Genomic DNA, 23,996 nt, shown 5'->3' with positions numbered 1-23,996 from the left:
ATTATGCGTGAACGTATTGCATTAGTGACGGGCGGTAGCCGCGGCCTGGGTAAAAATGCGGTTTTGAAGCTTGCTGCGGAAGGGACAGATATCATCCTGACCTGGAACAGCAGTCAGCAGGAGGCGCAGGACGTTGTGCGCGAAATCGAGGGAAAAGGTAGAAAAGCGGCAGCATTGCAGCTTAACGTCGGCGATACGGCAAGTTTTGCGCGCTTCGCTCAACAGGTGAAGGAAACCCTTACACACGTCTGGCAACGTGACACCTTTGACTATTTAGTGAACAACGCAGGTACAGGGTTATACGCACCCTATACCGAGACGACAGAAGCGCAGTTTGATGATGCGGTGAATATTCACTTCAAAGGTCCGTTTTTCCTCACGCAACAGCTGCTGCCGCTCATAAAAGACGGAGGACGGATCCTGAACGTCTCAAGCGGACTGGCCCGTTTTACTCAGCCAGGTTCAGGGACTTACGCGGCAATGAAAGGGGCGATGGAAGTGCTGACCCGCTATCAGGCAAAAGAGCTTGGCGTGCGCGGAATTTCCGTCAATATCATCGCGCCTGGCGCGATTGAAACCGACTTTGGAGGCGGACGCGTAAGGGATAATGCGGAGCTTAACCAGCTGCTGGCCTCGCAGACGGCGCTGGGACGGGTGGGCCTGCCCGATGATATCGGTGACGCCATTGCGGCGTTGCTCAGTGACAAACTGGGCTGGATGAATGCGCAACGTATTGAAGTTTCAGGCGGTATGTTCCTGTAATGTTCAGACTTAAGGGGGAGGGAACCCTCTTAAGGAAATCCTTAAAGCAGGTGTGTCTAAATGATGAAAGATATAAAGAGAGCTGGGTGAATTGTAACCTCTCCATTCATTGAGTTTTTTCTTAAAAAATGCCTCTGTAGAATCCCCCTTCGCTATTCTCAGAGGAGTAATACGATGCGAGTAATCATGTTTGACAGGCAGTCATTATTTATTCATGGAGCGAAGTGCAGTTTGCAGAAATTAATTCCGGAAATAGATTTGACAGGAACTCGTCAGACTGATGAATTATGGGCACACTTATCCGCGTCACCTTCCGCTATCGTCATGATAGATGGGTATTTAATTCATGATAACGGTGTGGCTTTACCGGAAGAGATTATGAATCGTTTTCCAACAGCGCGCGTGGTGTTGGTGTTAACGAAAAAAGAGCCTCGCTGGGTTGAGCAAATGCTACAGCGCAACGTGGTGGCAATAATCCCTCGTAATGCGAATCCCGAACGCCTTTCCGCCGTGCTGGATTCTGTATCGCGAGGGATGGTCTGTTTTCCCGGCGAGTGGATGAACCAGCACTCCTCTCATGATGAGCTGTCATTGTTAAGTGAGCGCCAGCGTGAGGTATTGAAATTACTGGCGGCCGGAGAGTCAAATAAAGAGATAGGTCGTAATCTCAATATCAGTGCGGCAACGGTAAAAGCCCATCTTGAGACGCTTTTCCGTCGTCTTGATGTCAAAAACCGGACGCAGGCCGCGATGTACTATACCCGGGCGACGGCCTGAAGGATCTTCTCTGGCAGAGGGGAATCTTCCCCAAAACTGAAGAGCGTTAATACCAGTGCATCATGCTGCTGTTGGGTTAATGGGCGTTTGTTCATTTCCCGCAGCAGCGACTCACATAAATGAATATCATTGAAAAGCAAATTCTCCGCCTCAGTCGGCGTGATGAGGCCGTTAAATTTTTCCCACTGGCGAATCACGTGACCGTAACCTATAACCCATATTCCCTTTTCGTCACGGTATTTCTCCAGGGAAAGACCCTGCTGTTTTTTAATTAATGCGATTGCAGCAGAAGATATCTGCATTGCATAACCCGTCATAAGCGTTTCCTCTTTATGGCGGAACTATAAAGGGAAAACAGCCCGGGGAATATCCGCCAAATGGCCGTTGATCAGGTTTTACTGAACGGATATTCCTTTTTCAGTAAACCGAATAGCCAGTCGTTATGCCATTGCCCTGAAAGGAAATAACTCTCGCGCAACTCACCTTCCAGCTGAAAACCTGTTTTTTCCAGCAGTCGCCTTGAGGCGATATTTCCCGCCGTCACGGTCGCGGTGAGCCGACGGATATTGCCCTGGGTCAGCGCGAAATCACACACCGCCCGCAGAGATTCAAAGCCGTAACCTTTCCCCTGCGCAGAGGGCGCAAAGAGAAAACCGACTTCGGCACAATCTGCTTCCCGGTGCACATAGCCGGTTACGCCCAGCGGCGTCTGGCTGGCCGTCTCACGCACCACAAGGCAGAGCCAGTGCGAGCTGCCCGGTGCCCACGGCAACAGACGAGACTCAAAGGCCTCCCGAATGTCAGCCTCGCTACGCTCAGGGGCGACAAAACGCATCACGTCAGGATTTTGCTGTAGCGACAGAAAAAAGGGCCAGTCTTGCTCTTGCAGCGGCAAGCAGGTGAGACGCGCGGTGGTTAAGGCGGGCATGACGATCCTCCGGAGACATTGCAAATGATTATAGGGTTGTCACTTTATTTCAACAGAAAGTCAGGTATGTTTAACCTCCTATAAATAAAAAGAAAAACGACTTTTAATGCCGCTTTGGCGGTACTCATTGTCTCTCAAGGAAAACAATGATGATTAGCTCATCGCATCATACCCGCGAACAGTTTGAACACTGTCTGGCGGCGATCCGCCAGGCGTCTGTTGAAATCTTACTTCTGTTGAATGTACATGTTTCTGAAGGAAAAGATCCACGCTGGTTTCTGGAACAACTGGATAGCGCCCGCCTGGGGCTGGGCGGGTGGGGCGCCGTAGCCAGAAAGCTGAACCTGAATGATGCGGAAATGACAGCCTTTACGCTGCAATTACGCTTGCTTCAGCAGCGCGTTCCCCAGTATGAAAGCGGGCAGGATGTCAGCGAAAACCAGCTGATTGCGGCGATGCGCTTCGTCACATCCCTTGAATATCTGCGTCTGCAACAGCCCCTTCTGACCTACGATACCGGGAGGGTGCCAGACAAGGCGAGCCAGCTCCAGGCGCAGAAACAGGTGCGTGCCATTGAGCTGATGATAAAAGGATTGATACAGCAGGCATGGCCCGATCCGGTGCGGCTGAATAATCATCTTAAGACCTTGTTTAATGCTGAACGTGTGCGTCGCTGGCTGAAAAACGGTGAAATTAATGATGTTCTGAGCGGCATGTTATTTAGTGAGCTGGCCCAGCTGCTGGTGGATAAGAAAGAATTTAGCCGCTACTACACGTCGCTGTTTAACGCCCCGGACATGCTGACGCTGCTGGTAGAACCCCGCAAAACCCTGCAAACCTTCCTCGAAGATATCCGTCAAATCCGCAACAGCATCACCGTGCAGCAGCCGTTGAGCGGGGCGCAAATCCAGCTGCTCGACAGCTATTACATGCAGATCACCCGCTCCGTTCAGCGCGCGTTTGAGGAAGGGCGGACACGCGTTAACCCGGCGGCGCTGATGGCGGTGGATGAAAGCGAGCTGCATGCATTCTGGGAAAAGGCGCAAAAAATAGACCGCACAACAGGCGGCGATCTGTTTGAAGTGCGTGACAGCATAGAGAAACCGACTCAGCGCGCCGCGCGTACGCCAGAGCAGCGCGAACAGCTGATTTCCGGCGTGCTGTGGGGAGCGGTTGGCATGATGGTTATCGCGATTGTCGTGGGAGGAGCCTGGCTGGTAACCAGCAGTAAACCGCAGCCGACTGTGGCCAGCACGGCATCTCCCGCGCCGGTGCAGGAGATGCGCGAAACGCCTTCCTCGCGAGAAACGCTGACGCGGATGGGTGTCACCTGGGATGAAAACAACTTCCGTTCAGCGATTAGCCGCAATGATACCCGCGTGGCGCTCCTGTTCTTGCAGGGTGGCATGGACTGGAAAATGTCATGGACGGAGGAGGCATTGTCGGCAGGCTACGATGACGTGCTGGAAGTGATGTTGCGCTACCGCCTGCAAATGACAGAGCAAAAGCCCTGCCGACGCTTTATTAATACGCTTAGCCATGCGATGGCGAACGGCGAATCGCTGACGTCTATGCGTAAGCAGTACCTGAAAGCATTCTGTACCGTCCCGGCGGTAGTGAAACGTCAGCAGCACGACGCCGATATGGCAACGCGCCGCGCGAAGACGCAGCCCGATGCCAGTACAAAAAAATGGCAGTCCATCCAGACTGCCATTTATGAGGTGATTCGTTAACTTTTCCCTCTCCCCTCAGGGGAGAGGGTTAGGGTGAGGGGCAAGGCTCAAGGTTCACCATATAACCCAATCAACCGCCGCACCACCCCATTCGTCCAGCCGAAGCCATCCTGCAACGGATACTCCCCCCCGCCACCTTCGCGTGGCGTGCTGCTGGCGATATGGTACTTCTCAATCAGCTTATGATGGGTTTTGTAGTAATGGTTTACCGTGTGCAGCCAGCTCCAGGCGATCTCATCCCCCAGCGAGTCGTTGCCGTACTGCTTGAACCCCTGGATCGCCATCCATTGTAGCGGTGCCCAGCCGTTCGGCTTATCCCATTGCTCACCTGTTTCATATTCGGTGGCGAGAATACCGCCCGGCGTGAGCAGACGGGCTTTAACGGCATCGGACAGCCGTTCAGCCTGCTCATGCGTCGCCATGCCCACATACAGCGGCACAATGCTGGCCGCAGAGAACAGCGCCAGGGCTTCACGGCGCCAGTCGTAATCACGATAACAGCCGTTCTCTTCGTCCCACAGATAGCGGTTCACCGCCGCGCGCCGGTCGCTGGCTTTCTGGCGGAATAGTTCAGCCGTCTCTTTATCCCCTTTCGACGCTGAGATATTGGCGATAGCGCTCTCCAGTTTGAACAGGAATGCGTTCAAATCGATGGGGATAAATTGCGTCGTGCGGATACTGGCCAGCCGCGCAGGATCGCGCAGCCAGCGGGACGAGTAATCCCATCCTGAGGCTGCCCCGGCGCGCAGGTCGCGATACACCTCGTTCGGCGGGCGACCGGAATGACGGGCGGTTTCAACGTCCTCAATCCAGGATTCATCCCGTGGCGTATCACGATCGTCCCAGTAGCGGTTGAGCAATGAGCCATCCGGCATGCGCACCGCACTGCGATAGGCCTGGTTGAGCAGCAGCGATTCCGCCCCGTCCATCCAGAAGGCGTACTCCATCTTGAGATGCTCAAGATAGCGCTTCGCCCCGCGCACGCCGTCCTCTTCAAACAGCTCCACCATCAGGGCAAAAACCGGCGGCTGGGAGCGGCTGAGGTAGTAGGTGCGGTTGCCGTTCGGGATATGTCCGTAGCGCTCAATCAGCCAGGCGAAGTTATCGGCCATGCATTTCAGCAGATCGTTACGACCGCTTTCTGCCAGCCCCAGCATGGAGAAATAAGAATCCCAGTAGTAGGTCTCGCTGAATCGCCCGCCGGGCACAATATAGGCCTGCGGCAGAGCCAGCAGCGACGACCACGGGATGTGATCCTGCGGCTCGCGCGTCAGCACCGGCCACAGGTTATCAATGTGTTCTTTCAGGGAGAAGCCGGGATCGGAGACGTACTCTTTGCTGTAATCCTCCGGCAGCCAGAAGTGATTCTCCACAAAGCGCGCCAGGTCGAAATCACGGTGACGACGCACCTTGCGGTAGCGGATCAGGATATCCAGCGGGTCCATTTTCGGCGCGCAGTCTGGGAAAGTTTTGCTGTCCGCAAACAGCCGTGTCGACTGCACATGTTCGAACAGTTCAAGATAACGATCGGCAGGCGTCAGGGCATCGGAGGCAGGTAGCCCCTCGATCATTTCGGGTTCCGGCTCCGCCTCAATCATTTCATCCAGTTTCAACTCGCAGGGATCGGTCTCGTAGCGCAGCTCTTCTGCAATCTCGAACTCGATGTTCTCGGTAGCCTGTAGTTTCTGGTTGAACATGGTGATAAGGACCTCCGGTTGTGTGTTCTAAAAGACAGGTTTTTCCGGGCGTCTTATAAGCGTAGACATTCGCTTCGGTGGATGTGGAGGGATATGTGCGGTAGATCACGATTTTCGGAGCATTCGTTTTGCAACGATTTATGAATGTTAAAAAAATGCCCCTTTGAAGAGGGGCATCAATATCAACGCATTGTTACAAACTCTTCTGCCGCAGTGGGGTGGATCGCCACGGTGTTATCGAAGTCTTTTTTCGTTGCGCCCATCTTCAGCGCCACCGCAAAGCCCTGCAGGATCTCGTCCATGCCAAAGCCTATGCCGTGGATGCCGACGATCTTCTCGTCCGGGCCCACACAGACCAGCTTCATGCGGCACGGCTGACGGTGCGAGGTGACCGCGGTATACATCGCGGTAAACGCCGATTTATACACTTTCACCTGATCGTCGCCGTACTGCTCACGCGCCTGCGGCTCGGTTAAGCCGACGGTGCCGATTGGCGGGTGGCTGAAGACCACGGTCGGGATGTTGCTGTAATCCAGATGTTCGTCCGGCTTGTTGTTAAACAGACGCTCGGAAAGACGACGCCCCGCGGCCACGGCAACCGGCGTCAGTTCTACGGCACCTGTGTTATCACCAACGGCATAAATGCCCGGTACACTGGTGTTCTGGAACTTATCAACGACGATGTAGCCTTTTTCATTGGTTTTCACCCCGGTTGCGGCCAGGTTGAAGTTGTCGGTGGCCGGTTCACGACCAATCGCCCAGATCAGGCAATCAACGGTCTGGCTGCGGCCATCTTCCAGCTCCAGGGTCAGGCTACCGTCCGCATTTTTAACCACCGCTTTTGGCACGGCGTTGGTGTGCAGGGTTGGGCCTTCGGCGTTCATCACCTCGACCAGCGTGTCGACGATTAGCGGATCAAAGCTACGCAGCGGCGCGTGTTTACGCACAAACAGGTGCGCTTCCGCCCCAAGGCCGTTAATCACGCCGGCCAGCTCAACCGCGATGTAACCCGCGCCTACAATAGCAACGCGCTCTGGCAGAGCAGGCAGCTCGAAGAACCCGTCGGAGTCGATACCGTATTCCGCGCCCGGAATGTTCGGATGGCTCGGACGGCCACCGGTGGCGATCAGGATGTGATCGGCAGTGATCGTCTCGCCGTTCACTTCGATCGTCTTCGCATCCACGAAACGGGCGAAGCCGCGGATCACGTCGACGTTATTCTTGCCCAGCACGTTATCGTACGAGGTGTGAATACGGTCGATATAGGCGGTACGGCTGGCGATCAGCTTATCCCAGTCGAAGTGGTTGATGGTGGTGTCAAAGCCGTAGTCCGGGCCATACATATGGATAGCTTCACGGATTTGCGCGGCATGCCACATCACTTTCTTCGGTACACAACCCACGTTTACGCAGGTGCCGCCGAGTTCTTTGGCTTCAATCAGCGCACACTTCTGGCCGTACATGGCCGCACGGTTGATGGAGGCGATGCCGCCGCTGCCGCCGCCGATTGCGATGTAGTCATAATGCTTAGTCATAGCTTTTGTCCTTAATCGTGAATTGCCGCGATTGTATACCTGAAATCAATAGGTTCCACCGATGGCTGCGATTACTCCGGCACGATCCAGCTTACGGTGGCGTGGCCCGTACCGGCTGGCACCAGCGTTTTGTGCAGCCACGGCAGCACGTTGTTCATCTGCGCTTCGAGCTTCCACGGCGGGTTAATCACAATCATGCCGGACGCGGTCATGCCGCGCTGGTCGCTGTCGGGGCGCACCGCCAGCTCAATCTGCAGGATTTTGCGGATGCCGGTCGCCTCCAGATCCTTGATCATCCGTTTAATTTGCGCGCGTAGCACTACCGGATACCACAGGGCATAGGTTCCGGTCGCAAAGCGTTTGTAACCTTCGTTGATACCGGTCACCACCGCCTGATAGTCGGTTTTGATTTCGTACGGCGGGTCGATCAGCACCAGGCCGCGACGCGAAACCGGCGGTAGTTTGGCTTTTAGCTGCTGGTAGCCATCGGCTTTGTCCACGCGGGCGCGGTTATCTTTCTGAAACTCAGCGCGCAGCAGCGGGAAGTCGCTTGGGTGCAGCTCGGTCAACTGGAGGCTGTCCTGCTCGCGCAGCAGCTGGCGGGCAATCAGCGGAGAGCCAGGGTAATAGCGCAGCTGGCCGTTGCGGTTGAAATGATTCACCACGCCGATGTACGGCTCCAGTTCGGCAGGCAGATCGTCCTGCTGCCAGATACGGGCGATGCCTTCCAGATATTCACCGGTACGCTCGGCATGTTCGCCGCTCAGCTGATAACGGCCCGCCCCCGCGTGGGTGTCCAGGTAGAGAAACGGCTTGTCTTTCTCTTTAAGCGCTTCAATGATCAGGCTCTGAACGGTGTGTTTAAGGACGTCGGCGTGGTTGCCAGCGTGGAAGCTGTGGCGATAACTGAGCATGGGTAATGATTTTCCGCTGAATTGACGATTTTCCACAGTTTACAGCAGAACGGCACAGATTACCCGTAGGCCCGGTAAGCGCAGCGCCACAGGGCGTTTTTCGACAACCTCCGGCATTGAAATCCTCTACACTTAACCCCATTACAGAAAACAATATGCACAGCGCCGGATGCGCGCTTCATTCATCTATTTCAACAGGACAGCGTTTATGACCAATCCATTACTGACGCCTTTTTCGTTGCCACCGTTTTCTAAAATCCTCCCTGAGCATGTGGTTCCAGCCGTTACCCAGTCGCTGGAAAACTGCCGCGCGGCGGTAGAGAACGTGGTCGCGCAGGGCGCGCCGTACACCTGGGAAAATCTGTGTCAGCCGCTGGCCGAAGTGGACGACGTGCTGGGGCGCATTTTCTCCCCGGTGAGCCACCTGAACTCGGTGAAAAACAGCCCGGAGCTGCGCGAAGCCTACGAACAGACCCTGCCGCTGCTCTCCGAGTACAGCACCTGGGTCGGCCAGCACGAGGGGCTCTACAAAGCCTACCGCGACCTGCGCGACGGCGATCACTACGCCGAGCTGAATACCGCCCAGAAAAAATCGGTCGATAACGCGCTGCGTGATTTCGAACTGTCCGGGATTGGCCTGCCAAAAGAAAAACAGGTTCGCTACGGCGAAATCGCTGCGCGCCTGTCCGAGCTGGGCAACCAGTACAGCAACAACGTCCTCGACGCCACCATGGGCTGGACGAAGCTGATTACCGATGAATCCGAACTGGCCGGTATGCCGGAAAGTGCGCTGGCGGCGGCAAAAGCCCAGGCCGAAGCGAAAGAGCAGGAAGGCTTCCTGTTAACGCTGGATATCCCAAGCTATCTGCCAGTGATGACCTACTGCGACAACCAGGCCCTGCGCGAAGAGATGTATCGGGCCTACAGCACCCGCGCCTCCGATCAGGGACCGAATGCGGGCAAATGGGATAACAGCCCGGTGATGGCGGAAATCCTCTCCCTGCGCCACGAGCTGGCACAGCTGCTGGGCTTCGACAGCTACGCGGATAAATCCCTCGCCACCAAAATGGCCGAGAACCCACAGCAGGTGCTCGACTTCCTGACCGATCTGGCGAAACGCGCCCGTCCTCAGGGTGAAAAAGAGTTAGCTCAGCTGCGCGCCTTTGCGAAAGCGGAGTTCGGCGTGGACGAGCTTCAGCCGTGGGATATCGCATACTACAGCGAAAAACAGAAACAGCACCTCTACAGCATCAGCGACGAACAACTGCGTCCGTACTTCCCGGAAAACAAAGCCGTCAACGGTCTGTTCGAGGTAGTGAAGCGCATCTACGGCATTACCGCGAAAGAGCGTACCGACATCGACGTCTGGCATCCGGACGTGCGCTTCTTCGAGCTGTATGACGAGAACAACGAGCTGCGCGGCAGCTTCTATCTCGATCTCTACGCGCGTGAGAACAAGCGCGGCGGGGCGTGGATGGACGACTGCGTGGGCCAGATGCGTAAAGCGGATGGTTCCCTGCAAAAACCTGTTGCCTACCTGACCTGTAACTTCAACCGTCCGGTGAGCGGCAAACCTGCGCTGTTTACCCACGATGAAGTGATCACCCTGTTCCACGAGTTCGGTCACGGCCTGCACCATATGCTGACCCGCATCGAAACCGCTGGTGTCGCTGGTATCAGCGGTGTGCCATGGGATGCGGTCGAGCTGCCAAGCCAGTTTATGGAGAACTGGTGCTGGGAGCCGGACGCGCTGGCGTTTATTTCCGGTCATTACGAAACGGGCGAACCGCTGCCGAAAGAACTGCTGGATAAAATGCTGGCGGCGAAAAACTACCAGGCGGCGATGTTTATCCTGCGTCAGCTGGAGTTCGGCCTGTTCGACTTCCGCCTGCACGCCGAGTTCAGCCCGGAGCAGGGGGCGAAAATCCTCGAAACCCTGGCTGAGATTAAAAAGCAGGTTGCCGTCATTCCAGGCCCGACCTGGGGACGCTTCCCGCACGCGTTCAGCCATATCTTTGCAGGCGGGTACGCCGCAGGCTACTACAGCTACCTGTGGGCCGACGTGCTGGCGGCGGATGCCTTCTCGCGCTTCGAAGAAGAGGGGATTTTCAACCGCGAAACAGGTCAGTCGTTCCTCGACAACATCCTGACCCGCGGCGGTTCAGAAGAGCCTATGGAGCTGTTCAAACGCTTCCGTGGCCGCGAGCCGCAGCTGGATGCGATGCTGGAGCATTACGGAATCAAAGGCTGATTGCTACGTGAAGATCTGCTTAGTAGATGAAACAGGCGCCGGTGACGGCGCCTTATCTGTTCTGGCGGCCCGCTGGGAGCTGGAACATGATGAAGAGAACCTGATGGCGCTGGTGATGACGCCGGAACATCTGGAGCTGCGCAAGCGCGATGAGCCAAAGCTTGGCGGGATTTTTGTCGATTTTGTCGGCGGCGCGATGGCGCACCGGCGTAAGTTCGGCGGCGGTCGCGGCGAAGCGGTGGCCAAGGCGGTTGGCATTAAAGGGAGCTATCTTCCGGACGTGGTGGACGCCACGGCGGGGCTGGGGCGCGATGCGTTTGTGCTGGCCTCGGTGGGCTGCCGTGTGCGGATGCTGGAGCGTAATCCGGTTGTCGCCGCGCTGCTCGACGACGGGCTGACGCGAGGCTATGCGGACCCGGAAATCGGCTCGTGGTTACAGGAACGTTTGCAACTTATTCATGCCTCCAGCCTGACGGCGCTGACCGATATCACCCCGCGCCCGCAGGTGGTCTATCTCGACCCCATGTTCCCGCATAAGCAGAAAAGCGCGCTGGTGAAGAAAGAGATGCGGGTGTTTCAGTCGCTGGTGGGGCCAGATTTAGATGCCGATGGCCTGCTGGAGCCGGCTCGTCAACTGGCGACGAAGCGGGTGGTGGTGAAACGTCCTGACTATGCGCCGCCGCTGGCGGACGTTGCGACCACTAACGCGGTGACCACCAAAGGGCATCGCTTTGATATCTACTCAGGTACACCGGAATAAAAAAAGCCGGGTGGCGGCTTCGCCTTACCCGGCCTACATTCAGTGCCGCTTGTAGGCCCGGTATGCGTTAGCGCCACCGGGCTTTTTTGCACTTACTCGTCTTCTTCGTCACGCAGTGGAACAATCAGCATATCCACGTGTACGGTGTTAATCAGCTGACGTGCGGAAGACATCAGTTTGCTCCAGAAGTCCTGATGGTGACCACATACCACCAGGTCCATATCGTATTTCTTAATCGCATCAACCAGCACCTGGCCCAGATCGCCGCTACCGCTTAAGGTTTCAGTAATTGGATAGCCCGCGTTGGTAGAAAGCTCGCTCAGCGCGTGGTGAGTCTCTTCGGAGATGCGTTTCTGCATATCGCCGAGATTCACGTCGATCAGACCGGTGTAGAGGTCGGAGTAATTCACATCAACATGAATCAGCGAAACTTTCGCGTTGTAGGGACGTGCCATGGATACTGCTTTATCAACCAGCACTTTACTCTCCGGGGAGAGGTCTACCGCGATAAGAATGTGTTTGTAAGCCATAGTGTTACTCCTTCCTTAAGTTATCGATGACTAAATGGGAAAGCCGTCGTCTGATGCTTTCATTACGGCCCAGTTAAACATATTTTTCAAGCTTTGGTGTTGATAACGATTAACCTTGTGGCAAAAAAATTAACGGATCTCCTACACTATTTAATGAGCCGTTCGGATATTAAAACGCGAACCGGATCGACTTTTAGTCATTCTTTCACTGAACTGTCTGTCAGGGCATTGGGGTGCGGTAGCTCAGGAGCCTTGCTTCGTGGGTGGACGCCGGGGAGGATGTATGATTAGCACCGTCGCATTGTTTTGGGCGTTATGCGTGGTTTGCATAGTGAATATGGCGCGCTACTTCTCATCGTTACGTGCGCTGTTAGTGGTACTTCGTGGTTGCGATCCGTTGCTTTATCAATATGTGGACGGTGGAGGGTTCTTCACCTCGCACGGACAGCCCAGCAAGCAGATGCGTCTGGTGGGGTATATCTACTACCAGCGCTACCGCGATCACCACGATGAAGAGTTTATCCGTCGCTGCGAGCGCCTGCGTCGTCAGTTCATTTTGACCAGCGCCCTGTGTGGTCTGGTTGTGGTGAGTATGATTGCGCTGATGATATGGCACTGAGCATAAAAAAAGCGGGCCAGTTTCCTGACCCGCTTTTTTGTCGCCTTCAGCCGATTAAATTAGCTTCAGCGAAATCCAGTACAGACCGCCAGACAGCAGGATGGACGCCGGGAGGGTGAACACCCAGGCCATCAGAATGTTGGTCACGGTTTTACGCTGCAAACCGCCGCCGTCAACAATCATGGTACCTGCCACGGACGAAGAGAGTACGTGGGTAGTGGAGACTGGCATACCGGTGTAGCTCGCCAGACCGATAGACACTGCCGCCGTCATCTGCGCGGACATGCCCTGAGCATAGGTCATGCCTTTCTTACCGATCTTCTCACCGATGGTGGTCGCCACACGACGCCAGCCAATCATCGTACCGATACCCAGCGCCAACGCGACCGCCATGATGATCCAGATTGGCGCGTACTCAATGGTGTTGAGCATATCGCCTTTCAGTTTCTTCAGCAGACGCTTATCGTCAGCATTGACCTCTGGCAGCTTCGCGACTTTATCGGTCACGTCGGAGATGCAGAGCATGATACGACGCAGCTGACCACGCTGTTCTACAGCCAGTTTGTCATAGCTTTCGATATCGGCCAGCATGCCTTTCGCTCGTTCCAGCGCGTTAATCGCGTTTGCCGGGTGGCAATGGAACTCGCCCGGTGCAGTCAGTGCGCCAGAGTCAGGAGAAGGGATCAGCTGGTCTACGCCGGTCGCTTTCTTCAGCAAATCAGGATGCTGCTGGAAGTAAGTCTCAACGTTGTTTACCGCATCACGGGTACGGGTGATCTCATAGCCAGAGGCGTTCATGTTAACCACGAAGCCTGCCGGTGCGACGCCAATCAGAACCAGCATCACCAGACCGATACCTTTCTGACCATCGTTCGCGCCATGAGAGAAGGCGACGCCGATAGCGGAAATGATCAGCGCGATACGCGTCCAGAACGGCGGCTTTTTCTTGCCGTCTTTCTTCTCACGCTCTGCTGGCGTCAGGTGGATACGTGCACGTTTCTTCGTGTTGCTCCAGTAGCGACGCAGGATGAAAATCAATCCACCTGCTACCACCAGACCGACGATAGGGGAGATGATCAGAGAGCCGAAAATACCCAGTACTTTAGGAAGGTTCAGCGCATCAACAACCGATGTACCGGTCATCAGGGCGTTAGTTAAACCGATACCGATAATCGCGCCGATAAGGGTGTGAGAGCTGGATGCCGGCAGGCCGAAATACCAGGTACCGAGGTTCCAGATAATCGCAGCAAGCAGCATTGAGAACACCATGGCCAGGCCATGACCGGAACTCACGTTAAGCAGCAGATCCGTTGGCAGCATATGCACAATGGCATAGGCAACGCTCAGTCCGCCCAGGAGGACACCAAAAAAGTTAAATACCGCCGCCATAACGACCGCAAGCTGCGATCGCATTGCGCGAGTGTAGATAACCGTTGCAACTGCGTTTGCAGTGTCGTGGAAGCCATTGATCGCTTCGTAAAACAGCACAAAAACCAGAGCAAGCAATAATAAAAGCCCGGTATGTAAATCCAGGCCGGCAAACAAATGTAGCATAGGACGTTACGCCATTTTGAGGACATGAACGCGGCGCATTATCCAGGACAAATGCGCAACGGGCAAAGTGAAATATAGACTTTTTTTGACATACCACCTGATTTGAGAAATGTGCCTGAATAGATAATCTTTAAATATCAATGAAATGGCTTTGTAATATCTTTTTACGCTGGTGCGACCACTGAGGAAACTTTACAATCCGCGGCAGTTAACGAAGAGGATTTTGACGTGGAAAGGTTTGATGCCGTAGTAATTGGCGCCGGTGCGGCGGGTATGTTTTGTGCGGCAATGGCCGGACAAGCGGGTCGTCGTGTGCTGCTGCTGGATAACGGAAAAAAGCCTGGCCGCAAGATCCTGATGTCCGGTGGCGGGCGCTGCAATTTCACTAATCTTTATGTCGAGCCTGCGGCCTATTTGAGCCAGAACCGTCATTTTTGTAAATCTGCGCTGGCGCGCTACACGCAGTGGGATTTCATCGAACTGGTGGGTAAACACGGTATCGCGTGGCATGAGAAGACGCTGGGACAGCTGTTCTGCGACGACTCCGCCCAGCAAATCGTGGATATGCTGGTGGCCGAGTGCGAGAAAGGCGGCGTAGTCATGCGCCTGCGCACTGAAGTGCTGGACGTCGCCCGTAACGAGCAAGGGTACACGCTGCAACTCAACGGCGAAACCGTCAGCGCCGATAACCTGGTGATCGCCAGCGGCGGCCTCTCGATGCCGGGGCTGGGTGCCTCACCGTTCGGCTACAAAATCGCCGAGCAGTTTGGCCTGAAAGTATTACCCACGCGCGCCGGGCTGGTGCCGTTCACGCTGCATAAGCCGCTGCTGGAACAGCTTCAGACGCTCTCCGGCGTGTCTGTGCCGTCGGTCATTACGGCCGAAGACGGCACGGTGTTCCGCGAAAACCTGCTCTTTACCCATCGCGGTCTCTCGGGGCCAGCGGTATTGCAGATCTCCAGCTACTGGCAGCCGGGGGAGTTTGTCTCCGTAAACCTGGTGCCGGACTGCGATCTGGACGCCTTCCTCAATGAGCAACGCGCCGCGCACCCGAATCAAAGCCTGAAAAATACCCTGGCGATGCAGCTGCCGAAGCGTCTCGTGGAGTGCTTGCAGGTGTTAGAGCAAATTCCGGATGTTGCGCTTAAGCAGCTCAACAGCCGCGAGCAGGACACGCTGGTGGAGACGCTGACGAACTGGCGCGTGCAGCCAAACGGCACCGAAGGCTACCGCACGGCGGAAGTGACGCTGGGCGGCGTGGATACAAACGAACTCTCATCCCGCACGATGGAAGCCCGCAACGTGCCGGGTCTTTATTTCATTGGTGAAGTGATGGACGTGACCGGCTGGCTCGGCGGGTATAACTTCCAGTGGGCGTGGGCCAGTGCCTGGGCATGCGCGCAGGCGCTGGCTGAGGGTAAATGACAAGCGGGCGCGGTCATTCATCATTGCATTTCAGGGGCTGACGGCGACGTCAGCCAGGTGTACAACGTCCAGAATATTGCTGGCGGCCACGGTTCCCATCTTGATGTATGACGCTGCGCTGACGCCGCCAATATGCGGCGAAATGATGACGTTATCGACGGTCTGCCACAGGTTCGGGGCGGTCAGTGGCTCGCTGTTAAAGCTGTCGAGTGCTGCGCTGTGCAAGGTTCCATCCTTCAGCGCGTGTAACAGGGCTTCATCGTTAATTAACCCGCCGCGCGCTGTGTTCACCAGAATCGCGTTACGTTTACAGTGCGCGAGCGTGTCTGCGTTGATCATTCCTCTGTTGTCGTCAGTGAGCGGACAATGCAATGAGATAACATCGGCACGGGATAAAAGGTCGGGTAAGGTGTTTGCCCGTTCACAACCAGATGGCATCGTTTTAGCGTAAGGATCATACGCCACAATCTGCATGCCGAATGCCTGCCCCACCAGCGCAACCCGCGAGCCAATCGCCCCCAGACCGATAAGCCCCAGCGTCATGCCTTCCAGCTCGATCGATTTGTGCGTGGCTTTATCCCAGTGCCCGTCGCGCAGGCGTTTATCAAGGGTGACCACCGATTTGGCACAGGCAAGAATCAATGCCCAGGTATGTTCTGCAACCGCTGCCGCATTGGCGCCGGGGGCGGAACGAACGGCGATATTACGCGCCGCTGCCGCTGGCTGGTCTATCACGTCAATGCCGCTTCCGTGTTTCGATATAACCTGTAATGCAGGGGCTGCATCCATGATCCTTGCGGTTATTTTGCCGTAACGCACCAGGATGGCCACAGGATTGTGCCGTTCGCACAGCGTAACCAGCTGATCTTCTGTAGGCTGGTGACCGGCATACACCACGTCAAAGTCTCGCAGCATGTTGACAGCCTGGTCCGCCAGGTCGCATCCCGTGACCAGTACAACGCGTTTGTCTTCCATTACAGCGTCTCCCCGTCAGATAACATGCCTGCCTTACGCAGCGCGTCGTTAAGCCAGTGTGGACGTAAATCGCCCTCACGAATAGCAGCAAGACGTCGGGTCTCTGTTTCGAGTTTCCCTTTGGCCATGGCGATAACGGCCTGCACTTCATCACGCGGGATCACCACCACGCCGTCGATATCCGCGACCACCAGATCCCCGGCTCGTACCGTTGCACCAGCGATAGAGATGGGGTGATTAACCCGGCCAGGAATGGATTTTGTCGGGCCACAGGGGTTAAGACCGGCGGCGAAGACGGGGTAGTGCCCTTTACTCAGGGTATCGGCATCACGTACCGCCCCGTCAATGATGATGCCCGCAATACCGCTTGCCTGGGCCTGCGTCGCCATAATCTCACCGAGCAGCGCACAGGTCAGGTCGCCTTTCCCGTCAACAACCAACACATCGCCAGGCTGTGCTACGGCCATTGCGGCATGGATGGCCAGATTATCTCCCGGGCGCACCTCCACGGTGACTGCCGGGCCCGCAACGGCCATGTGAGGCGCGAGCGGTTTGATACGACCATGGAGTGTACCGCGGCGACCGGCAACATCCGCCAGAATGGCGGCCTGATACTCGGCAGCCTGGTGAACCTGTTCAGCCGATACGCGTTCGACCTGACGATTAATCAATGATTTTTCAGAAACGGACATATATGCCTCCATATTGTTTTACTGTGTACAATGCAGGTGTACAATACAAAACAACTATAGCGGTGTTACTTTCCCATTAGCCAGATCTGCGATGGCGTTTGTGATGTAAACACGAAGTGACTCACAAAAATTGAGGTACACTCACTGCCGAGCAGAAAAGGAGATGATGATGGGTAACGAAGGCGTTGTAGCGGTCGAAAAGGCGCTGGCTTTACTGGATTGCTTCCGTCCCGGCGATGAGAGCCTGACGCTGACCGCGCTGGCGCAGCTATCGGGTTATCACAAAACCACGGTTTACCGGTTAATGAATTCGCTTGAGCGAATGAACTATGTCGTCAGGCATGATGACGGCAATTATGCGCTTGGCCCACGTCTGCTTTACCTTGGCAAACTTTATGAACAATCTTTCCATCTTTCCCGGGTGGTGCAGCCTGAGCTTCAGGCGTTATCACAGGCCTCTCAGGAGAGCGCCAGCTGGTATGTGTTAGAAGGCGGGCAACGTCTGTGCCTGTTCCGGGCAGAAGCATCGCACGGGTTGCGTCACAGCAATCTGCCGGGTACTCAGTTTCCGCTGGACGATTCTGCCATCAGTAAAGTGCTTCGCCACTGGGGCCTTAATGACGCGCTGCCAGAGGGGGAGCCCGCTGTTCCGCTCTATACCGCAGGCGCCCGTGACCCGCATACTGCGGCGTTCGCAATGCCCGTCTTCGGCGTCAATGACAAGCTGATTGCGGCGCTGGCGTTGACCGGGCCCATCTCCAGACTGACTGAAGATCGCCGTGAACAGGGGATCAGCCAGCTAATGCATGCCACCGCCAGCCGCCTGTCACAGAAAATGGGGGCCAGTAAGCCTTTTTGCCAGCAGTTTTATGGGGAAACGCAGGATACTGCGGAAGAGAGTCTCTAAGCATAAAGCGGGACGTGCGTCCCGCTTTTGTTATGTCTAATGGGTGACCTGCTTTTCATGCAACTGAGCATTGCTGGCCTGGCGTCCCATCACCAATACCGCGATACCCCCCGTGACGCATAACGCCGCCAGAGGAAGCATGGCCAGCGTGTGGCTACCCGTCCGTTCGTTGATAATACCGTAAGCGTTGACCATCACCGCACCGCCGATAAGGTTAGCGATGGCGCCAATTGCAGCCAGGCCCGCAGCCGCCGACGTGCTGCTCATCCAGCCTGACGCCAGCGCCCAGAAAGGCCCCTTCATTGAATACGCCCCTATCAGCATGATGCTCAGGATAACAATGGTGGCGGAAAGAGAGACGCTGACAAAGGCGGCAAATACGCCTGCGGCAATAATGAAAAGGGTCAGAGCGGTATGCCAGCGGCGTTCGTTGGTTCGGTCCGAACTGCGTCCCCACACAATCATCAGTACGGATGCCAGACCGTAAGGAATGGCGTTGAACAGACCCGTCTCCAGATTATCCAGGTGGAACGATTTCAGCAGCTGCGGTGACCAGACGCTGATGGTGGTGCCCGCTGATGACGCGCCTGCGTAAATCAGCGCCAGCAGCCAGATTTGACGATGCCTGAGCAGCTGCCATGTCGTCTGGTGTCCGATATTTTTTTGCTGTTGACGCTCGGTTTCAAGCGTCGTTTCCAGCCATTTTTTCTGTTCCGCGTTAAGCCAGTTAGCCTGGTGCGGACGATCGCGAAGAACAAACCAGGCGGCAATACCCAGCAGGACGGCGGGTAAACCTTCAATGATAAACAGCAGATGCCAGCCGCGCAGACCCAGCCATCCATCCAGCGACAGAATCAACCCGGACAGCGGCGAGCCAATAAAATTGGCCAGCGGGATCGCGACCATAAAGGACGCGATAATTCGCGCACGGTAGCGGGAAGGGATCCACCAGGTCAGAAAGAGTACGACGCCGGGGAAGAAGCCCGCCTCCGCGGCACCCAGCAGAAAACGCACGATATAAAGCGACGTCGTGTTTTGTACCAGTGCCATACACATGGATACCACCCCCCAGCTGATCATAATGCGGGGGATCCACAGACGTGCGCCAACTTTCTGCATTGCCAGATTGCTTGGAACTTCAAACAGAAAATACGCCACGAAATAGAGGCTACTGGCGAAGCCAAACGCCGCTTTGCTGAGACCGAGATCCTCATTCATCTGTAGCGAAGCCATGCCGATATTGCCGCGATCGATAATGGAGACCAGATAACTGACTATCAGAAACGGGAGGATACGCCAGATCACCTTGCGCATAGTCTCTCTTTCTATGTCCTCAGTGGCGGCAATGCCATTACGAATATGTTCTGTCATGTGTTCCTCGCAGGGTCTGTTCTTGGTTTTATCAGGTACAACTCGGTTTTATTAAACAAAACCACTATAGCGTCGGCGCCTTCTTTTTATCCAGTTAATGGAAGGTTTAAATGATGTAAATAAGACGTGACTCACAGTTAACGGGCTTTACCTCGTGAGCCTAAACGACAGATGCGCCACCCCCCGTTGTGAGGTAAAGTACACACCTTGCGCAGCCAAAGCGCTGCGGTTTTGTGGGGTATAGGCGAATAACACGCTCCCCCATTCTCACTTCTGGTTTACGCCAGCCTGCATGGTGTTGTGTTTTGTCTTCTTAAAAGGGTTGTCTATGTCTGCTGCTCATCTCGGTTTCCCGACGGAAACCGTTGTTGTCTTTGTGGTGATGGCCGTTGGGGCGATGTTTATCGACCTCTTCATGCACCGTCACGATAAACCGATCTCGCTGAAAAGCGCGGCCATGTGGTCCATCTTCTGGGTCATGATGGCGATGGCGTTTGCTGGCTTCTTATACGTGCACCACGGCGCGGAGATGGCCAGTCTGTTCCTCACCGGCTATGCACTGGAAGAGGTGCTCTCCGTCGACAACCTGTTTGTGATGATGGCGATCTTCGCCTGGTTCGGCGTGCCGGATAAGTATCGTCACCGCGTGCTCTACTGGGGCGTGCTGGGGGCGATTGTGTTCCGCGGTATTTTTGTTGCCATCGGCACCAGCCTGCTAAGCCTGGGGCCATACGTTGAGGTGATTTTTGCGCTGGTCGTCGGCTGGACCGCGGTGATGATGCTGAAACGCAATGAAGAGAGTGATGAAGTCGAGGATTACTCCAACCATCTGGCGTACCGCCTGGTAAAACGCTTCTATCCGGTCTGGCCAAAAATCAGCAGCCACGCGTTTATCCTGACCCAAAAAGAGGTGGACGCCGAGCTGGAGAAGCCTGAAAACAAGGATGTGATGGTAGGTCGTGTGAAGAAGGCGAAGCGCTACGCGACGCCGCTGCTGCTCTGCGTGGCGGTGGTAGAGCTGTCCGACGTGATGTTCGCCTTCGACTCCGTTCCCGCGATCATTGCCGTCAGCCGCGAGCCGCTGATTATCTACAGCGCCATGATGTTCGCAATCCTCGGCCTGCGTACCCTCTACTTCGTGCTGGAAGCGCTGAAGCAGTATCTGGTGCATCTTGAGAAAGCGGTAGTGTTACTGCTGTTCTTCGTGGCGTTCAAGCTGGGGCTGAATGCGACCGATCACTTCTGGCATCACGGTTATAACATCGGTGCCACGGCAAGCCTGTTTGTGGTGCTGGGGGTACTGGCGCTGGGGATTATTGCGAGCGTGATGTTCCCGGGGAAACGTGAGGCCTGATGTATCGCCCGGTGGCGCTTCGCTTACCGGGCCTACGACTGGGATGTAGGCCGGGTAAGGCGCAACCGCCACCCGGCAAAAGGCTACTTTATTATCGGTGAGTTTCGGCGCTTGCGCGGATGATGGAAATGGCGCCAGTGCGGATCCTGCGCCGCCGCCAGCAGCTCGTGGTCGCCACGCGTGTCGCCCCAGGCGCGCAGGTGATATGCGTTCAGATCGCCATACACCTTTTCCAGCCTCGCCACTTTCTGCGCGCAGCGGCAGTTGTTGCCGGTGATCCGCCCGGTCAGCTTGCCGTCTTTCACTTCCAGCTGCGTGCCAATCAGCTTAATGCCGAGCTTATCGGCCCACGGCTGCAATACCAGCGCCGGGGAGGCGGAGCAAATCGTCACTTCCGCACCGGAATTAACTTCGTTGGCGACAGCCATGACCCCTTCCGGGCGCATCAGCTTGTTCCAGTATTTTTCACAGAAGGCCTCTGCCTGCTGACGTAACCAGTGCTCATCCACCCCCGTCAGGAAGGTTTTGATCAACACCTCTTTCAGCTCATCACGCGTCAGCTTGCGACGCACGCAGTGCAGCGTAGGCAGGGCCATGCGCACCAGGCGACCCGCAAAGTAGCGCTTGCCAAAGGCAAAGCGCAGGAACGGAATAAAACTGTCGTGGTGCGTCAACGTACCATCAAAGTCAAAGACAGAGAGCACGCTGGACTTTGCCACGGCTTCGTCGGCAATCATATTGGTCATAAATACGTCTTAGCTGAAATACACATTCTGTTCACTAGTTTACCTGCTTTATCTTCACAGTCCTTCTATCCGATCTCATTTTTTCTCGAACCTGTGGGCTGACGGGTCAAACTATGTCATCCACCACGCCACCGTCAACGCGCAGCGCCGCGCCGGAAGTCGCGGAGGCCTGCATGGAACAGACATACACCACCATATTCGCCACTTCTTCTACCGTTGCGGCGCGCTGAATAACCGAGCTGGGGCGATTCTCCATCACGAACGCTTTCGCCAGCTGCTCCAGCGATTTGCCGGTTCTCTCCATCTCGTCTTTCATCATTGCGGCAAAACCGTCCGACATTGTCGGGCCCGGCAGCACGCTGTTCACCGTGACGCCGCTGCCTGCCACGAACTTCGCCAGACCGCGCGCCAGCGAAAGCTGGGCGGTTTTTGTCACGCCATAGTGGATCATATCCGCAGGAATATTGCAGGCCGATTCTGACGAGATAAACACTACCCGACCCCAGCCTTTTTGTACCATACCGGGAAGCAGGGCACGGGAGAGGCGCACGCCGGACATCACGTTGGTTTGCCAGTAGCGTTCCCAGGTCTCGTCGTCGGTGGAATAAAAATCCTGCTGGCCATAGATCCCGGCGTTATTCACCAGAATATCGACGTGCGTGGCGACCCTGAGCAGTTCGTCAACGCCCTCCTGCGAGCTCAGGTCGGCGATGGCGGCACGGACCTGTACGCCTGGCACCACCTGCTGGAGCGCCTGAATGCCTTTGTTCACCGAGTCGATGCTGCGCCCGTTGACGATCACTTCCGCACCGCTCTCCGCCAGTCCGCGGGCGATGGCAAACCCAATACCGCCGGTGGACGCGGTCACCAGCGCTACTTTCCCCGTTAAATCGATTTTCATCGTTCACTCCTTGTCGTTTTATGGTTCAAAACTTAAAGCGTAGCAGTTGACGATGACGGCTCCTGTTTAAAAAGGCGCAACAGCGTCTCAACCTGCTCGTCCAGCGGGCTGAGGGAGCGTTTAACGATGAGGTGCAGCGGCGTGGCGCGTCGAACGCCGTGGCTGAGGGGCAGGATTTTGAGGATGCCCTGCTGGAGCGGGGTCTGAATGCGTTCTTCCGGTAACCAGCCATATCCAACCTGATACATCACTGCTTCGATCGCGGCATCGATGGTGGAGAATGTCCACGACTCCCCGGTGGGGCGAACGGTGGGCTGGCTGTCTGCGATCTGAATGCGCGGCCACGGTCGAAGCATCTCGTCGTTAAGCGGTGTATCCAGCGCAAACAGCGGGTGCGCGTGATGCGCGACGGCAACAAAATCGATATTCATCAGCCATTCGCCCAGGCCGGTAATGTCCTGGCGGCGGGTTAAGACCATCACGTCGGCCTCATCATTGAGCGCATCTGCGCGGCTGTTTTCCAGCACCTCGGTAAGCCGCACCTGCGTTTGCGGGTACAGCTGCTGAAACTGGCGCAAAATCGCGAACAGCCGGCTGCGCGGAAAAATACTGTCTACCATCAGGTCGATACGGGTTCGCATCCCGCTGCGCAGGGTCGCAGCGCGCGTTTCAACATAGGCGAAGGCTTTCAGCAGCGGTTTAACCTGGTTCAGCAACAGCTCACCCGCCGGGGTCAGCACGGCACGGCGTCCCTCTGTCATCAGGAGCGCTACGCCCAGCCGCTCCTGCAAAAGCGACAGGTTATAGCTGACCGAGGACTGGCTGCGATGGGTCTCTTCCGCCGCCTTAGCGAAGCTGCCAGCCTCGATGACTCTTTCCAGCAAGGCCCACTGTTCGAGCGTCGTCTTGTGCATGATTAATCTAAATTTTGGATGAATTTGATTCAAACATAGCGTTATTCATTCATTTTTTGAAGGGGTACGATCGTCTCATCAAAACAAAGGAGACATCTTATGAGCACCTTCGATAAACATGATTTAAGCGGCTTCGTCGGCAAACATCTGGTATATACCTACGACAATGGCTGGAACTACGAAATTTACGTTAAAAACGAGAACACGCTCGACTACCGTATTCACAGTGGTCTGGTGGGCAATCGTTGGGTGAAAGATCAGCAGGCCTACATTGTCCGCGTCGGGGAAAGCATCTATAAAATTTCCTGGACGGAGCCAACCGGTACCGACGTGAGCCTGATTGTGAACCTGGGCGACCGCCTGTTCCACGGCACCATCTTCTTCCCACGCTGGGTCATGAATAATCCGGAAAAAACCGTCTGCTTCCAGAACGATCACATTCCGCTGATGAACAGCTACCGTGATGCCGGGCCAGCGTATCCAACCGAAGTGATTGATGAATTTGCGACGATTACTTTTGTTCGCGACTGCGGTGCGAATGACGATAGCGTTATTGCGTGTGCTGCCAGCGAGTTGCCAAAAAACTTTCCTGATAATTTAAAATAAGCTTAGCAACGCGTTAAATGCGCATCGGCCATTTCGGTTTTAACC

23 protein-coding genes are annotated in these 23,996 nt (G+C 55.6%); 10 read left to right on the top strand and 13 right to left on the bottom strand.

Annotated features, from left to right (window positions below; genetic code table 11):
- Positions 1-3 precede the first annotated feature (3 nt).
- Entirely contained in the window at positions 4-762 is a 759-nt protein-coding gene (locus tag ACNQ0T_RS16815; RefSeq protein WP_417930255.1) for an SDR family NAD(P)-dependent oxidoreductase, read from the top strand.
- Between the two features lie 174 nt (positions 763-936).
- A complete protein-coding gene (locus ACNQ0T_RS16810; RefSeq protein WP_417930254.1) occupies positions 937-1,539 on the top strand; it encodes a response regulator transcription factor in 603 nt (200 codons plus the stop codon).
- Here ACNQ0T_RS16810 and ACNQ0T_RS16805 read toward each other — a convergent pair.
- Positions 1,518-1,856 carry a lysozyme gene (locus tag ACNQ0T_RS16805; RefSeq protein WP_022649714.1) on the bottom strand — a complete coding sequence of 113 codons (339 nt, stop codon included), beginning with the start codon at positions 1,854-1,856 and terminating at the stop codon, positions 1,518-1,520. The genes ACNQ0T_RS16810 and ACNQ0T_RS16805 overlap by 22 nt on opposite strands.
- A 71-nt stretch (positions 1,857-1,927) precedes the next feature.
- Entirely contained in the window at positions 1,928-2,467 is a 540-nt protein-coding gene (locus ACNQ0T_RS16800) for a GNAT family N-acetyltransferase (RefSeq protein ID WP_417930253.1), read from the bottom strand.
- 146 nt (positions 2,468-2,613) lie between these two features.
- On the opposite strand from ACNQ0T_RS16800, the gene ACNQ0T_RS16795 reads away from it, so the two are divergent.
- Positions 2,614-4,200 (top strand): STY4199 family HEPN domain-containing protein, encoded by a 1,587-nt coding sequence (locus ACNQ0T_RS16795; protein ID WP_417930252.1) that lies wholly within the window; start codon positions 2,614-2,616, stop codon positions 4,198-4,200.
- A 47-nt stretch (positions 4,201-4,247) separates the two neighbouring features.
- On the opposite strand, the gene ACNQ0T_RS16790 is transcribed toward ACNQ0T_RS16795, so the two are convergent.
- The 3 genes from ACNQ0T_RS16790 to ACNQ0T_RS16780 form a co-directional block, all read right to left on the bottom strand.
- Positions 4,248-5,897: an alpha,alpha-trehalase gene (locus tag ACNQ0T_RS16790; protein WP_022649711.1), complete on the bottom strand. Its 1,650-nt coding sequence runs from the start codon at positions 5,895-5,897 to the stop codon at positions 4,248-4,250.
- 182 nt (positions 5,898-6,079) lie between these two features.
- Complete coding sequence (gene gorA / locus ACNQ0T_RS16785; protein ID WP_022649710.1) at positions 6,080-7,432, bottom strand: glutathione-disulfide reductase; 1,353 nt, start codon at positions 7,430-7,432, stop codon at positions 6,080-6,082.
- Between the two features lie 71 nt (positions 7,433-7,503).
- The gene (locus tag ACNQ0T_RS16780; RefSeq protein ID WP_045622206.1) at positions 7,504-8,346 is read right to left on the bottom strand and encodes a 23S rRNA (adenine(2030)-N(6))-methyltransferase RlmJ; all 843 of its coding nucleotides are present in this window, start codon (positions 8,344-8,346) and stop codon (positions 7,504-7,506) included.
- 208 nt (positions 8,347-8,554) lie between these two features.
- On the opposite strand from ACNQ0T_RS16780, the gene prlC reads away from it, so the two are divergent.
- Together prlC and rsmJ are read left to right on the top strand one after the other, a co-directional pair.
- Positions 8,555-10,597, top strand: a complete 2,043-nt coding sequence (gene prlC / locus ACNQ0T_RS16775; RefSeq protein WP_048966515.1) for an oligopeptidase A — start codon at positions 8,555-8,557, stop codon at positions 10,595-10,597.
- Positions 10,598-10,604: 7 nt separating this feature from the next.
- The gene (gene rsmJ, locus ACNQ0T_RS16770) at positions 10,605-11,357 is read left to right on the top strand and encodes a 16S rRNA (guanine(1516)-N(2))-methyltransferase RsmJ (RefSeq protein ID WP_032671543.1); all 753 of its coding nucleotides are present in this window, start codon (positions 10,605-10,607) and stop codon (positions 11,355-11,357) included.
- A gap of 92 nt (positions 11,358-11,449) precedes the next feature.
- Here rsmJ and uspA read toward each other — a convergent pair whose 3' ends face one another.
- Positions 11,450-11,887 carry a universal stress protein UspA gene (uspA, locus tag ACNQ0T_RS16765; RefSeq protein WP_003861223.1) on the bottom strand — a complete coding sequence of 146 codons (438 nt, stop codon included), beginning with the start codon at positions 11,885-11,887 and terminating at the stop codon, positions 11,450-11,452.
- A 283-nt stretch (positions 11,888-12,170) separates the two neighbouring features.
- Here uspA and uspB point away from each other — a divergent pair, with 283 nt between their 5' ends.
- Complete coding sequence (gene uspB, locus ACNQ0T_RS16760; RefSeq protein WP_003861224.1) at positions 12,171-12,506, top strand: universal stress protein UspB; 336 nt, start codon at positions 12,171-12,173, stop codon at positions 12,504-12,506.
- 54 nt (positions 12,507-12,560) lie between these two features.
- Here the strand turns inward: uspB and pitA are convergent, their stop codons facing one another.
- Positions 12,561-14,060: an inorganic phosphate transporter PitA gene (gene pitA / locus ACNQ0T_RS16755; RefSeq protein WP_022649706.1), complete on the bottom strand. Its 1,500-nt coding sequence runs from the start codon at positions 14,058-14,060 to the stop codon at positions 12,561-12,563.
- Between the two features lie 228 nt (positions 14,061-14,288).
- On the opposite strand from pitA, the gene ACNQ0T_RS16750 reads away from it, so the two are divergent.
- Positions 14,289-15,485 carry an NAD(P)/FAD-dependent oxidoreductase gene (locus ACNQ0T_RS16750; RefSeq protein WP_063853843.1) on the top strand — a complete coding sequence of 399 codons (1,197 nt, stop codon included), beginning with the start codon at positions 14,289-14,291 and terminating at the stop codon, positions 15,483-15,485.
- Between the two features lie 30 nt (positions 15,486-15,515).
- Here ACNQ0T_RS16750 and ACNQ0T_RS16745 read toward each other — a convergent pair whose 3' ends face one another.
- A complete protein-coding gene (locus tag ACNQ0T_RS16745; protein WP_063201287.1) occupies positions 15,516-16,460 on the bottom strand; it encodes a hydroxyacid dehydrogenase in 945 nt (314 codons plus the stop codon).
- Positions 16,460-17,152 carry an RraA family protein gene (locus ACNQ0T_RS16740; RefSeq protein WP_022649701.1) on the bottom strand — a complete coding sequence of 231 codons (693 nt, stop codon included), beginning with the start codon at positions 17,150-17,152 and terminating at the stop codon, positions 16,460-16,462. Before ACNQ0T_RS16740 ends, ACNQ0T_RS16745 begins: the two co-directional genes overlap by 1 nt.
- Positions 17,153-17,321: 169 nt before the next feature.
- Here ACNQ0T_RS16740 and ACNQ0T_RS16735 point away from each other — a divergent pair, with 169 nt between their 5' ends.
- Complete coding sequence (locus ACNQ0T_RS16735; RefSeq protein WP_032674096.1) at positions 17,322-18,059, top strand: IclR family transcriptional regulator; 738 nt, start codon at positions 17,322-17,324, stop codon at positions 18,057-18,059.
- A 36-nt stretch (positions 18,060-18,095) separates the two neighbouring features.
- Here the strand turns inward: ACNQ0T_RS16735 and ACNQ0T_RS16730 are convergent, their stop codons facing one another.
- Positions 18,096-19,430 carry an MFS transporter gene (locus tag ACNQ0T_RS16730; RefSeq protein WP_023298823.1) on the bottom strand — a complete coding sequence of 445 codons (1,335 nt, stop codon included), beginning with the start codon at positions 19,428-19,430 and terminating at the stop codon, positions 18,096-18,098.
- Positions 19,431-19,758: 328 nt separating this feature from the next.
- Here ACNQ0T_RS16730 and ACNQ0T_RS16725 point away from each other — a divergent pair, with 328 nt between their 5' ends.
- Positions 19,759-20,784 (top strand): TerC/Alx family metal homeostasis membrane protein, encoded by a 1,026-nt coding sequence (locus tag ACNQ0T_RS16725; RefSeq protein WP_023298822.1) that lies wholly within the window; start codon positions 19,759-19,761, stop codon positions 20,782-20,784.
- Positions 20,785-20,867: 83 nt separating this feature from the next.
- Here ACNQ0T_RS16725 and ACNQ0T_RS16720 read toward each other — a convergent pair whose 3' ends face one another.
- The 3 genes from ACNQ0T_RS16720 to ACNQ0T_RS16710 all read right to left on the bottom strand — a co-directional run bounded on the left by ACNQ0T_RS16720 (position 20,868) and on the right by ACNQ0T_RS16710 (position 23,345).
- Positions 20,868-21,530 carry an HAD family hydrolase gene (locus tag ACNQ0T_RS16720; protein WP_063201337.1) on the bottom strand — a complete coding sequence of 221 codons (663 nt, stop codon included), beginning with the start codon at positions 21,528-21,530 and terminating at the stop codon, positions 20,868-20,870.
- Between the two features lie 106 nt (positions 21,531-21,636).
- Positions 21,637-22,431, bottom strand: a complete 795-nt coding sequence (locus ACNQ0T_RS16715) for an SDR family NAD(P)-dependent oxidoreductase (protein WP_417930251.1) — start codon at positions 22,429-22,431, stop codon at positions 21,637-21,639.
- Positions 22,432-22,463: 32 nt separating this feature from the next.
- A complete protein-coding gene (locus ACNQ0T_RS16710) occupies positions 22,464-23,345 on the bottom strand; it encodes a LysR family transcriptional regulator (RefSeq protein WP_023298821.1) in 882 nt (293 codons plus the stop codon).
- 99 nt (positions 23,346-23,444) lie between these two features.
- Between ACNQ0T_RS16710 and ACNQ0T_RS16705 the strand changes: the two genes are divergently transcribed.
- Positions 23,445-23,951, top strand: coding sequence for a phenolic acid decarboxylase (locus ACNQ0T_RS16705; protein ID WP_022649694.1), 507 nt, complete (start codon positions 23,445-23,447; stop codon positions 23,949-23,951).
- Positions 23,952-23,996 lie beyond the last annotated feature (45 nt).

It is taken from the genome of Enterobacter cloacae complex sp.6700776, from assembly GCF_048284255.1.
Classification (GTDB): domain Bacteria; phylum Pseudomonadota; class Gammaproteobacteria; order Enterobacterales; family Enterobacteriaceae; genus Enterobacter; species Enterobacter intestinihominis.
The sequence above is the reverse complement of the archived record's forward strand: the minus strand, read 5'-3'. Positions and strand labels throughout refer to the sequence as shown.

Bases quoted from the DNA above. Each gene is read 5' to 3' on its own strand.
- ACNQ0T_RS16815 (WP_417930255.1), top strand. From the start codon at position 4: ATGCGTGAACGTATTGCATTAGTGACGGGCGGTAGCCGCGGCCTGGGT.
- ACNQ0T_RS16810 (WP_417930254.1), top strand. From the start codon at position 937: ATGCGAGTAATCATGTTTGACAGGCAGTCATTATTTATTCATGGAGCG.
- ACNQ0T_RS16805 (WP_022649714.1), bottom strand. From the start codon at position 1,856: ATGACGGGTTATGCAATGCAGATATCTTCTGCTGCAATCGCATTAATT.
- ACNQ0T_RS16800 (WP_417930253.1), bottom strand. From the start codon at position 2,467: ATGCCCGCCTTAACCACCGCGCGTCTCACCTGCTTGCCGCTGCAAGAG.
- ACNQ0T_RS16795 (WP_417930252.1), top strand. From the start codon at position 2,614: ATGATGATTAGCTCATCGCATCATACCCGCGAACAGTTTGAACACTGT.
- ACNQ0T_RS16790 (WP_022649711.1), bottom strand. From the start codon at position 5,897: ATGTTCAACCAGAAACTACAGGCTACCGAGAACATCGAGTTCGAGATT.
- gorA (WP_022649710.1), bottom strand. From the start codon at position 7,432: ATGACTAAGCATTATGACTACATCGCAATCGGCGGCGGCAGCGGCGGC.
- ACNQ0T_RS16780 (WP_045622206.1), bottom strand. From the start codon at position 8,346: ATGCTCAGTTATCGCCACAGCTTCCACGCTGGCAACCACGCCGACGTC.
- prlC (WP_048966515.1), top strand. From the start codon at position 8,555: ATGACCAATCCATTACTGACGCCTTTTTCGTTGCCACCGTTTTCTAAA.
- uspA (WP_003861223.1), bottom strand. From the start codon at position 11,887: ATGGCTTACAAACACATTCTTATCGCGGTAGACCTCTCCCCGGAGAGT.
- uspB (WP_003861224.1), top strand. From the start codon at position 12,171: ATGATTAGCACCGTCGCATTGTTTTGGGCGTTATGCGTGGTTTGCATA.
- pitA (WP_022649706.1), bottom strand. From the start codon at position 14,060: ATGCTACATTTGTTTGCCGGCCTGGATTTACATACCGGGCTTTTATTA.
- ACNQ0T_RS16745 (WP_063201287.1), bottom strand. From the start codon at position 16,460: ATGGAAGACAAACGCGTTGTACTGGTCACGGGATGCGACCTGGCGGAC.
- ACNQ0T_RS16740 (WP_022649701.1), bottom strand. From the start codon at position 17,152: ATGTCCGTTTCTGAAAAATCATTGATTAATCGTCAGGTCGAACGCGTA.
- ACNQ0T_RS16735 (WP_032674096.1), top strand. From the start codon at position 17,322: ATGGGTAACGAAGGCGTTGTAGCGGTCGAAAAGGCGCTGGCTTTACTG.
- ACNQ0T_RS16730 (WP_023298823.1), bottom strand. From the start codon at position 19,430: ATGACAGAACATATTCGTAATGGCATTGCCGCCACTGAGGACATAGAA.
- ACNQ0T_RS16725 (WP_023298822.1), top strand. From the start codon at position 19,759: ATGTCTGCTGCTCATCTCGGTTTCCCGACGGAAACCGTTGTTGTCTTT.
- ACNQ0T_RS16720 (WP_063201337.1), bottom strand. From the start codon at position 21,530: ATGACCAATATGATTGCCGACGAAGCCGTGGCAAAGTCCAGCGTGCTC.
- ACNQ0T_RS16715 (WP_417930251.1), bottom strand. From the start codon at position 22,431: ATGAAAATCGATTTAACGGGGAAAGTAGCGCTGGTGACCGCGTCCACC.
- ACNQ0T_RS16710 (WP_023298821.1), bottom strand. From the start codon at position 23,345: ATGCACAAGACGACGCTCGAACAGTGGGCCTTGCTGGAAAGAGTCATC.
- ACNQ0T_RS16705 (WP_022649694.1), top strand. From the start codon at position 23,445: ATGAGCACCTTCGATAAACATGATTTAAGCGGCTTCGTCGGCAAACAT.